The organism is Ramlibacter sp. Leaf400 (assembly GCF_001424545.1).
GTDB lineage: Bacteria > Pseudomonadota > Gammaproteobacteria > Burkholderiales > Burkholderiaceae_C > Ramlibacter.
Map to the genome: position 1 here is coordinate 536,469 of NZ_LMQL01000010.1, position 9,540 is coordinate 546,008.

Genomic DNA, 9,540 nt, shown 5'->3' on the forward strand with positions numbered 1-9,540 from the left:
GCAGGCGCGGCGGGGTCAGGGCTTGGCCGGCACCGGCTTGTTCGACAGTCCCCAGACGTAGGACGCCAGCAGGTGCACCTGGGACTCGGTCAGCTTGCCCGCCTGGGCCGGCATGGTGTTGGTGCGGCCGCGGTTGACGATGTCGATGATGGCCTGCTCGCCCCAGCCGTGCAGCCAGGTGTCGTCCGTGAGGTCGGGCGCGCCCAGGGCGGAATTGCCCTTGCCATTGGCGCCGTGGCAGGCGGCGCAGGCCGAGAACCTGGACCGCCCCAGCTGCGCGCGCAGCGAATCGTGCGGGCTGTTCGAGAGGCTGAGCACGTAGTGGGCGACGTTCTTGACGTCGTCGGCGCTGCCCACGGCCGCGGCCATGGGCGGCATGCTGCCGTTGCGGCCGCCCTGGATGCTCTCGGCGATCTTCGCGGGCGAGCCGCCGTGCAGCCAGTCCGGGTCCGCCAGGTTGGGAAAGCCCTTGCTGCCGCGCGCGTCGGAGCCGTGGCACTGCGAGCAGTTGTTCATGAAGAGGCGCTCGCCGATGGCCATGGCCTGCGCGTCGCCGGCCAGTTCCTCGGCCTTGCGGCCGGTGAACTGTGCGTACAGGGGGGCGAGCTCGCCCTCGGCCTTCCTCACCTCGCCGGCGTATTCGCCGCGCGAGCTCCATTGCAGCCCGCCGTCCCACGAGCCCAGGCCCGGGTAGGCCACCAGGTACAGCAGCGAGAAGACGACGGTGAGGATGAACAGCCACACCCACCACAGCGGCAGCGGGTTGTTCATCTCGACCAGGTCCTCGTCCCAGACGTGGCCGGTCGTGTTGTCGGCGTTGGCCGGCACCTTCTTGCGGGAGGTGAACCACAGCAGCACCAGGCAGGCCAGGATGCTCACCAGCGTGAGCCCGGCCACGTAGATCGACCAGAAGTCGGCGTCGAAGTCGCTCATATGTTCAGTCCTGCTCGAAGGGGATGCGCGCGTCCTGCTCGAAGCGGCCCCTGTTGCCGCGGGCGTAGGCCCAGCCGGCGATGCCCAGGAAGGCGGCGAACGAGGCCAGCGTGGCCAGGATGCGCATCGTGGTGACGTCCAGGTCCATGGGGGACTCCTCTTACTTGAGCGCCAGGCCCAGGCCCTGCAGGTACGCGACCAGCGCGTCCATCTCGGTGCGGCCCTTGAGCTGGGTGGGCGCGGCGGCGATCTCGGCGTCGGTGTAGGGCACGCCGGCGACGCGCAGCGCCTTCATGTGGGTGGCGATCGAGCCGGCGTCGGCCGGGTTGCGTTCCAGCCAGGGATAGGCCGGCATGTTGGACTCGGGCACCAGGTCGCGCGGGTTGACCAGGTGGATGCGGTGCCACTCGTCGCTGTACTTGCCGCCCACGCGGTGCAGGTCGGGGCCGGTGCGCTTGCTGCCCCACTGGAACGGGCGGTCGTAGACGAACTCGCCGGCCACCGAGTACGGGCCGTAGCGCAGCGTCTCGGCGCGGAACGGCCGGATCATCTGCGAGTGGCAGTTGTAGCAGCCCTCGCGCAGGTAGACGTCGCGGCCGGCCAGCTGCAGCGCGGTGTAGGGCTTGACGCCCTCCAGCGGCTGCGTGGTGCTCTTCTGGAAGAACAGCGGGACGATCTCCACCAGGCCGCCGACGGCGACCACCAGCAGGATCAGCACGATCATCAGGAAATTGCTGGTCTCGACCTTCTCGTGGGAGAAACCAGGGGTCGGGTTTGCGTTGCTCATGGTGTTGCTCCGCTCAGGCGGGTTGCGCCGCGGGAACCGGCACGCGGGCGGCGTGGCCGCCGACGGCGGTCATCCAGGTGTTCCAGGCCATCACCCCCATGCCGCCCAGGTACAGCAGGCCGCCGATGAAGCGGATCACGTAGAACGGATAGGTCGCCTTGACCGACTCCACGAAGGTGTAGGTGAGCGTGCCGTCGGCGTTCACGGCGCGCCACATCAGGCCCTGCATCACGCCGGCGATCCACATGGCGGCGATGTAGAGCACGATGCCCAGGGTGGACATCCAGAAGTGCAGCTCGATGGCGCCCACCGAATGCATCTGGCGGCGGCCGAACAGGCGCGGGACCAGGTAGTACAGCGAGCCCATGGTGATCAGCCCCACCCAGCCCAGGGCGCCGGCGTGCACGTGGCCCACGGTCCAGTCGGTGTAGTGCGACAGCGCGTTGACGGTCTTGATCGACATCAGCGGGCCTTCGAAGGTGGCCATGCCGTAGAAGGACAGGGCCACGATCAGGAAGCGCAGCACCGGGTCGTCGCGCAGCTTGTGCCAGGCGCCCGAGAGCGTCATGACGCCGTTGATCATCCCGCCCCAGCTGGGCGCCAGCAGGATCAGCGAGAACAGCATGCCGATCGACTGGGTCCAGTCCGGCAGCGCGGTGAAGTGCAGGTGGTGCGGGCCCGCCCACATGTAGGTGAAGATCAGCGCCCAGAAGTGCACGATGGACAGGCGGTAGCTGTACACCGGGCGCTCGGCCTGCTTCGGGATGAAGTAGTACATCATCCCCAGGAAGCCGGCGGTGAGGAAGAAGCCCACCGCGTTATGGCCGTACCACCACTGCACCATCGCGTCCTGCACGCCGGCATAGGCCGAATACGACTTCATCCAGCCGGCCGGGATGGCCGCGCTGTTGACGATGTGCAGGATGGCCACGGCCAGGATGAAGGCGCCGAAGAACCAGTTGGCCACGTAGATGTGGCGCACCTTGCGGATGCCCACGGTGCCGAAGAACACGATGGCGTAGGACACCCAGACCGCGGCGATCAAGAGGTCGATCGGCCACTCCAGTTCGGCGTACTCCTTGCCCTGGGTGTAGCCCAGCGGCAGGCTGATGGCCGCGGCCACGATCACCGCCTGCCAGCCCCAGAAGGTGAAGGCCGCCAGCCTGGGCATGAACAGTCGGACCTGGCAGGTGCGCTGCACCACCCAGTAGCTGGTGGCGAAGAGCGCGCAGCCGCCGAAGGCAAAGATCACCGCGTTGGTGTGCAGCGGCCGCAGCCGGCCGTAGCTCAGCCACGGCACGCCGAAGTTGAGGGACGGCCAGGCCAGCTGGGCCGCGATGAGCACGCCGACCAGCATGCCCACCACGCCCCAGACCACGGCGGCCAGCGAGAACTGGCGCACGACCGTGTCGGCGTACTGTGCGGCGGGGAGGTTCTGTTGGGGGTTCATGGACGCGAGGGGGAAAGTCTTCTTCACGCACCCAGTGTCGGCGCGCCCCCTCGGCCGTGACTTGAGGAAAGTCAATCGCCTTCGAGAATGCGCTGTGCTTCGCCGTCCAGCGACTCGAACTGGCCGCGCCAGACGGCCCAGGCCAGGCCGCCCAGGATCAGCAGCGCCAGCGCCACCGACAGCGGAACGAGGAGGAAGAGGATGTCCATGCGTCAGCTCCCGGCCTTTGCACCCGAGGGCACCGAGGCCAGCCGGGCCGCGTTGAGCACCACGGCCAGCGAACTGGCGGCCATGCCCAGGCCCGCGAGCCAGGCCGGCATCCAGCCCGCCAGCGCCAGCGGCACGCAGACGGCGTTGTAGGCGGCCGCCCAGGCCAGGTTCTGCCGCACGACGCGCCGCGTGCGGCGGGCCTGCGCGAGCAGCGTGGGCACCGCGTCGAGCCGGCCGCCCAGCACCACCACGTCGGCCTGGGCCTGCGCGAGCGGCGCGCCCTCCCCCATCGCGAGCGACAGGTCGGCCCGGGCGAGCACGGGTCCGTCGTTCAGGCCGTCGCCGACCATGGCCACGCGGTGGCCCTGGGCCTGCAGCGCCTGGACGGCGGCGAGCTTGTCCTCGGGCGTGCGCTCGCCGGTGGCGGTGGCGATGCCGGCGCGCCGCGCCAGCCGCTGCACGGCCTCCTGCCGGTCGCCCGAGAGCAGCCGCAACTCCAGGCGCTGGCGGTGCAGGCGGGCGACGGCCTCCCTGGCATCGTCGCGCAAGGTCTCGTCCAGGCGGAAGCTGGCGAGCCAGCCCTGTTCGTCGGCCAGGTGGACCTGTTCGCCGGCCCGGTCGTCCGGCACGCCGCAGAGGGCGGCGGAGCCCAGGCGCAGCGCGCGCGGGCGGGCGCCGGTCACGAGGGTGCCGCGCAGGCCGCGGCCCGCCAGTTCCTCGACGTGGGACACCTCGACGCCGGCGGTCGGCCCCGCCGCGGTGAGCGCCCGCGACACCGGGTGCAGCGAATGCCGCGCCAGGGCGGCGGCCAGGGCGCGCGCCTGCGAAGCCTCGACGCCGGGCCGCGTGCGCACGCCCAGCACCCCCATCCGGTCGGTGGTCAGCGTGCCGGTCTTGTCGAAGACGACGGTGTCGACGGTGGCGCCGGTCTCCAGCGCCTCCAGCCGCCGCACCAGGATGCCCCGCCGCGCCAGCGCCCCGGCCGCCGCCAGCGTGGCCGTGGGCGTGGCCAGCGACAGCGCGCAGGGGCAGGTGACGATCAGCACCGCGACCGCGATGCCCAGGGCCTGCGACGGGCCCTGCGGCCACCACCACCAGGCGGCCGCACCGGCCGCCGCCAGCACGGCCAGCAGGAAAGGCCGCGCGATCCGGTCGGCCAGCAGCGCCAGGCGCGGCTTGTCCACCGAGGCCTGCTCCATCAGCGCCACGATGGCCGCGTAGCGCGTGGCGTCGCCGGTGCGCTGCACCCGCACCAGCAGCGGCGACGCCAGGTTGTGGCTGCCCGCCACCACGGCCTGGCCAGGGGCCCGCGCGAGCGGCGTCGATTCGCCGGTGAGCAGGGCTTCGTCGACCCGGCTGCGGCCTTCCAGCACCACGCCGTCGGCCGGGAAGGCCTCGCCCGGCAGCACGCGGATGGCGTCGCCGGCGGCCAGCCGCCGCACCGCCACGCGCTCGAAGCCGCCGTCCTCGCGGCGCCGCTCCACGGTGGCGGGCACCCGGCGCATCAGCGCCTGCAGCGCGCCGGCGGTGCGGTCGCGCAGCCGCTGCTCCAGCAGTCGGCCGGAGAGCAGGAAGAAGACGAACATGGTGACCGAGTCGAACCAGACCTCGCGGCCGAACGGCCCGGCCGGATCGAAGGTGCCGGCCGTGCTGGCGCCAAAGGCGATGGCGATGCCCAGCGCCACCGGCACGTCCATGCCCACGCGGGCATGGCGCAGGTCGCGCAGCGCCGAGGCGAAGAACGGCCGGCAGGAGAACAGCACCACCGGCAGCGTCAACACCCAGGAGGCCCAGCGCAGCAGCGCCTGCGCATCGGCCGGCAGTTCGCCCGGGCCCGCGATGTACGCGGGCGTCGCGTACATCATCACCTGCATCATGCAAAAGCCCGCCACCAGCCAGCGCCAGAGCAGCCGGCGGGCCTCGCGCTCGCGCGGCAGCGCCGCCAGCTGGTCGCCCGCCGGCAGCGCGCCATAGCCGGCGCGGCGCAGCGCCTGCCACCACTGCGACGGCCGCCCCTCCCCCGGCGACCAGACCACGCGCGCCACCTGGGCCGAGCCGTTGACCCGGACCTCGCGCACGCCGGGCGCGCCGGCCAGCGCCTGCTCCACGGTGAGCGCGCAGGAGGCGCAGTGCATGCCCTCGATGGCGAGGTAGGACTCCCACAGCCCGGCCTGCGCGGCCTGCAGCAGCGGGCGGCTGAACTCCTCCCACACCCCGCGCTCGTCCAGGGCGGCGTCGGGACCGGGCGCGGGCGCCTGGTCGGCGGGCAGGAGGTGCGCAGCTTGCATGGACCCCGAGGCTAGGGGCGGCCGCGCGGTGTGGACTTGCGCTGGGTCAAGTCGGCGGCGCATCGGCCGGCCTAAGCTGCCCCGCATGTACCAACGCATCCTGGTCGCCACCGACGATTCCCGGCTCTCGCGCCGGGCCGTGCGTTCGGCCATCGCGCTGGCCGCGTCGGTCGGCGCCGAACTGGTGGCCCTGCACGTGGTGCCGCGCTACCCCACCCACTTCTTCGAAGGCGCCGCGACCTTCGATGCGGACGACGTGGCCCGGATCGAGCGGCAATGGGCCGACCACGGCCGCGCGCTGGTGGACCGGGTGGTCGATGCGGCGCGCGCCGCCGGGGTGGCCGCCCGCGCCACGGTCACCTGCTCCGACCGCGTGGCCGAATCGGTGCTGGCCGCCGCGCGCAAGCACAGGTGCGACCTGATCGTGATGGCCTCGCACGGACGCAAGGGCCTGCAGCGCGTGCTGCTGGGAAGCGAGACCCAGAACGTGCTGACGCAGGGCACGCTGCCGGTGCTGGTGTTGCGCTGACGGAAACATCCTCATGGGTGCGCACGGCGCTGCCGGCCTCGCGGGGACGCTGATGGGCAGCGCGGCCCACAGGCGTCCGTAGGCCCCCAGGTGCCGCTGCCGCGCACCAAAATGAGCCGGTCCCGCCGAGCTAGGCTTGGTGGTGGCCGTTTCCGTAAGTCACCTCCTGGGGGCACCAGGTAACTGCCGCGACCCGCCAGTCAGCGAAGAATCCTCCGTCCATGCATGTGGACGAATCTATTGAAATCGAAGCAGTGCGCGATGAACTGGCGATGGCCCGGGCCGAGCAGGCCGAGGCCTTGCGGCGCGCACACCATCTCCGGGCGATGGGATCCCTGCGGGACATCCGCGAAGCCGAGCGGAACGTGGATGTTCTCCACAGCCGGGTGACGAGCTTGCAGTTCCAGCTGCGCAGCCTCCGGCCCGTCTAGACCGACCAGCAGCCAGCCAGGGCCGCGCTAGCGAAGCAGCGCCGGCCCCAGGTGCCGTTGCAGCCACTGGACCGAGTGGCCGCGCTGCTGGCTTTGTGGCGACACCGTCGAAGCGACGGCGACCACGGCGTCCTGCGCGGGCGCCACCCAGACCAGCTGGCCACCATAGCCGCTGGCCATGTAGATGTGCGGTCGCGGCGAGACGATCCACCACATGAAGCCGTACGGCATCCCCACCGGCGGGCCGCCCGCCGTGTGCGCCCGCGTCGCCTCGGCCACGTAGGCCGCCGGCATCAGCTGCCGGCCCTCCCACTGTCCTTGCTGCAGCCACAGCTGCCCCAGCCGGGCCATGTCGACCGTCCGCATGCGGAAACGCTCGAAGGTGGCCGGCGCGATGCCGAGGGGCGCGCCCAGGTGGCGGCGCCCGAACTCGGCCAGCGGCATCCCCGTCGCCTTCTCCAGCAGGGCCGAGACCAGGGCCACGTTGGCGTTGTCGTAGCGGAAGGTGCTGCCCGGGTCCGAGGCCAGCGGCCGTGCCCAGCCCTGCGCGGCAGGCATGAACCCGCCGACGCCGCCCACCGACGTGGATTCGAAGCCGGCCGTCATCGCGAGGAGGTGCCGCAGCGTGATCGAGGCGGCGCGCGGATCGGGGTGGGTCCACTCGGGCATCAGCGCGGCCACCGGCTGGTCGGCGCTGGCGAAGTGCCCTTGCGCCAGCGCGATGCCGACCAGCGTCGCCAGCCCGCTCTTGACCACGGACTGCACGTCGCGCAGGGCCTCCGGCGAGCCGTCGCGGTGGTACTCGAAGACCGGCCGTCCGCGCTGGAAGACCACCGCCCCCTGGATGTCGGTCAGCTGCTGCGCGAGCGGCTTGTCCAGGCCGGCGAAGGCGTCGGCCGGCGCCTGCGCGGCCGCGGCCAGCGGCGTGGCGCCGAGCAGCGCGGTGAAATCGCGGCGCGTCAGCATCGCCTCACCCCAGCGGAAGTTCCGCCCGCTGCGGCTTGCCGGTGCGCGTGAGCCACTGGGCCGCGAAGGGGACCGCGGCCAGCGGTTCGCCGAAGAGGCGCCCCTGCCCCTGCTGCCAGCCGTTCTTGCGCAGGAACGCGAGCGCCGGGGAACTGCCCACGCCGGGGGCGATGCAGTCCAGGTTCAGCCGCCGCGCCAGGTCGCCCATGCCCAGCAGGATGGCCTGGGTGCGGGCGTCCTTCTCCAGCTGCTGCACGAAGGACGCATCGATCTTGATCTCCTCGCACTGGAACATGCGCAGGTGGGCCACCGACGTGACCGACCCGAACCGGTCCAGGGACAGGCGCACGCCCTTCTTGCGCAGCATCGCGATGGCCTTGGCGTCGGGCTCGGCCAGGCGGCTGTCGCCCCCGAGGTGCTGCAGTTCCAGCGTGAGCTGCTGCGGCTCCAGCCCGCTGGCGACGGCCGCGGACACCAGGTGGCCCAGCTCCACCAGCCGCAGGTTCGCCAGCGACGCCCCGATGCCGACGGGCACCGGGTGCAGGCCCGCCCCGCGCCAGTTGCGCACGCTCTGGCGCAGCCGGTCGAGCACCCACTCGACCAGCGCGACGTTCATCTCGGAGGCCCGCGCCAGGTCCATCAGCTCGTCGCCCTCCACCACGCGGCCCGACGCATGCTTCCAGCGCAGCACGCCCTGGGCCGCGCGCAGGCGCCCCGTGGCCAGCTCCACGCGCGGCTCGAAGAGCAGCTCGACCTCGTCGCGCCCGATCGCGCGGCGCAGCTCGGCGCTCAGGTCGAGCCGGTTCTGCGCCAGCTCGGTGAACCGCGGCGAGAAGAATTCGTAGCGGTGCGATCCGGCCTGCTTGGCATGGCGCAGCGCCAGCCCCGCGTTGCCGGCGAGCAGCTCCGGGTTGCCGCCGGAGGGGAACACGACCACGCCGATGCTGCAGGTCACGAACAGCTCGGGCGAGTCGCGGCGCTGGTAGCTCACGGCCGCGTCGTCCAGCAGCTTGTTGATGAAGGCGGCGGCGCTGTGCGTGCCGTCGATGTGGGGAACGATCACCGCGAACTCGTCGCCATCCAGCCGGTACAGCGTCGGGTCGCCTTCTGCGGAACTGAGCTCGCCGCCCGCCTCGGTCTGCACGCAGGCGGCCAGGCGCTTGGCGATGCGCTTGAGCACGTTGTCGCCGCTGGCGCGGCCGAGCGCGTCGTTGACTCGGCCCAGCGCATCCACGCCCACCAGCAGCAGCGCGCCGGAGCGGCCCTCGGACTGGGCGGAAGCCAGCACCCGGGCCACGTCCTGGCGGAAGCGCTGCTTGTTGGGCAGGCCGGTCAGCGGATCGTGCTGCCGCAGGTAGTCGCGGTAGGCGCTGGCCGTCAGCGTGTTGCGCAGGCGCAGGGCCAGCTCGCTCGGGTCGACCGGCTTGGAGAGGAAGTCCATCGCGCCCATCGAGAGCGCCTTCAGCTTGACCTGCGGGTCGGTGCTGCTGGTCAGCACGATCACGGGCACGTGGCGCAGGACGGGGTCCGCGCCCATGGCTTCCAGGATGTCCAGGCCGCTGACCCTGGGCATGCTCAGGTCCAGCAGCAGCACGCCGGGCGGCTGCGCGCGCATGGCATCGACCGCGAGCTCGGGCGCATCGGTGCTGGCGAAGTGGCGGTAGCCGGCCTCCAGCAGGAAGGCCTGCGTCATCTCGATGTTCAGGATCTCGTCGTCGACCATCATGATCAGCGAGTCCGGCAGGCCGGCCATCGAGCCGCCCTGCGGCCCCAGCGGGGCCGGCCGCGAATGGGCGCCGAACTCCTGCTGGGACAGCCTGTCGTCGCCCGGCGCGAACATCGTGGGCACCGTCGCGAGGGCGTCGAGTTCCGACTCGCGGCATTCGCTGGAAGGGACCGTGCCCGGATCGTTCGACTGGGAAAATGGTTTGTTCATGGGTACTTCT

General features: G+C 71.9%; 10 protein-coding genes. 2 read left to right on the plus strand and 8 right to left on the minus strand.

Annotation, left to right across the window (positions count from 1 at the left end; genetic code table 11):
- Positions 1-15: 15 nt before the first annotated feature.
- The 6 genes from ccoP to ASG30_RS13575 all read right to left on the minus strand — a co-directional run bounded on the left by ccoP (position 16) and on the right by ASG30_RS13575 (position 5,668).
- Positions 16-933, minus strand: a complete 918-nt coding sequence (ccoP, locus tag ASG30_RS13550; RefSeq protein ID WP_055897406.1) for a cytochrome-c oxidase, cbb3-type subunit III — start codon at positions 931-933, stop codon at positions 16-18.
- A gap of 4 nt (positions 934-937) precedes the next feature.
- Positions 938-1,075: a cbb3-type cytochrome oxidase subunit 3 gene (locus ASG30_RS13555; RefSeq protein ID WP_055897552.1), complete on the minus strand. Its 138-nt coding sequence runs from the start codon at positions 1,073-1,075 to the stop codon at positions 938-940.
- An 18-nt stretch (positions 1,076-1,093) separates the two neighbouring features.
- Positions 1,094-1,720 carry a cytochrome-c oxidase, cbb3-type subunit II gene (gene ccoO / locus ASG30_RS13560; RefSeq protein WP_055897408.1) on the minus strand — a complete coding sequence of 209 codons (627 nt, stop codon included), beginning with the start codon at positions 1,718-1,720 and terminating at the stop codon, positions 1,094-1,096.
- Between the two features lie 13 nt (positions 1,721-1,733).
- A complete protein-coding gene (gene ccoN / locus ASG30_RS13565) occupies positions 1,734-3,170 on the minus strand; it encodes a cytochrome-c oxidase, cbb3-type subunit I (RefSeq protein WP_055897412.1) in 1,437 nt (478 codons plus the stop codon).
- Positions 3,171-3,241: 71 nt separating this feature from the next.
- Positions 3,242-3,379, minus strand: a complete 138-nt coding sequence (ccoS, locus tag ASG30_RS13570) for a cbb3-type cytochrome oxidase assembly protein CcoS (RefSeq protein WP_055897415.1) — start codon at positions 3,377-3,379, stop codon at positions 3,242-3,244.
- A 3-nt stretch (positions 3,380-3,382) separates the two neighbouring features.
- Complete coding sequence (locus ASG30_RS13575; RefSeq protein ID WP_055897418.1) at positions 3,383-5,668, minus strand: heavy metal translocating P-type ATPase; 2,286 nt, start codon at positions 5,666-5,668, stop codon at positions 3,383-3,385.
- A gap of 85 nt (positions 5,669-5,753) precedes the next feature.
- Here ASG30_RS13575 and ASG30_RS13580 point away from each other — a divergent pair, with 85 nt between their 5' ends.
- Together ASG30_RS13580 and ASG30_RS13585 are read left to right on the plus strand one after the other, a co-directional pair.
- Entirely contained in the window at positions 5,754-6,197 is a 444-nt protein-coding gene (locus tag ASG30_RS13580; protein ID WP_055897420.1) for a universal stress protein, read from the plus strand.
- Between the two features lie 221 nt (positions 6,198-6,418).
- Entirely contained in the window at positions 6,419-6,628 is a 210-nt protein-coding gene (locus ASG30_RS13585; RefSeq protein ID WP_055897424.1) for a hypothetical protein, read from the plus strand.
- A gap of 27 nt (positions 6,629-6,655) precedes the next feature.
- Here ASG30_RS13585 and ASG30_RS13590 read toward each other — a convergent pair whose 3' ends face one another.
- Both ASG30_RS13590 and ASG30_RS13595 read right to left on the minus strand, forming a co-directional pair.
- On the minus strand, positions 6,656-7,594 hold the full coding sequence (locus tag ASG30_RS13590) for a serine hydrolase domain-containing protein (protein WP_055897427.1): 939 nt from the start codon (positions 7,592-7,594) through the stop codon (positions 6,656-6,658).
- 4 nt (positions 7,595-7,598) lie between these two features.
- Complete coding sequence (locus ASG30_RS13595) at positions 7,599-9,530, minus strand: GGDEF/EAL domain-containing response regulator (protein ID WP_055897430.1); 1,932 nt, start codon at positions 9,528-9,530, stop codon at positions 7,599-7,601.
- Between the last annotated feature and the right edge of the window lie 10 nt (positions 9,531-9,540).

What these genes read in the sequence shown, in the direction of transcription:
- ASG30_RS13575 (WP_055897418.1), bottom strand. Translation starts at nt 5,668, where the DNA reads ATGCAAGCTGCGCACCTCCTGCCCGCCGACCAGGCGCCCGCGCCCGGT.
- ccoP (WP_055897406.1), bottom strand. Translation starts at nt 933, where the DNA reads ATGAGCGACTTCGACGCCGACTTCTGGTCGATCTACGTGGCCGGGCTC.
- ccoS (WP_055897415.1), bottom strand. Translation starts at nt 3,379, where the DNA reads ATGGACATCCTCTTCCTCCTCGTTCCGCTGTCGGTGGCGCTGGCGCTG.
- ASG30_RS13595 (WP_055897430.1), bottom strand. Translation starts at nt 9,530, where the DNA reads ATGAACAAACCATTTTCCCAGTCGAACGATCCGGGCACGGTCCCTTCC.
- ccoN (WP_055897412.1), bottom strand. Translation starts at nt 3,170, where the DNA reads ATGAACCCCCAACAGAACCTCCCCGCCGCACAGTACGCCGACACGGTC.
- ASG30_RS13585 (WP_055897424.1), top strand. Translation starts at nt 6,419, where the DNA reads ATGCATGTGGACGAATCTATTGAAATCGAAGCAGTGCGCGATGAACTG.
- ASG30_RS13590 (WP_055897427.1), bottom strand. Translation starts at nt 7,594, where the DNA reads ATGCTGACGCGCCGCGATTTCACCGCGCTGCTCGGCGCCACGCCGCTG.
- ASG30_RS13580 (WP_055897420.1), top strand. Translation starts at nt 5,754, where the DNA reads ATGTACCAACGCATCCTGGTCGCCACCGACGATTCCCGGCTCTCGCGC.
- ccoO (WP_055897408.1), bottom strand. Translation starts at nt 1,720, where the DNA reads ATGAGCAACGCAAACCCGACCCCTGGTTTCTCCCACGAGAAGGTCGAG.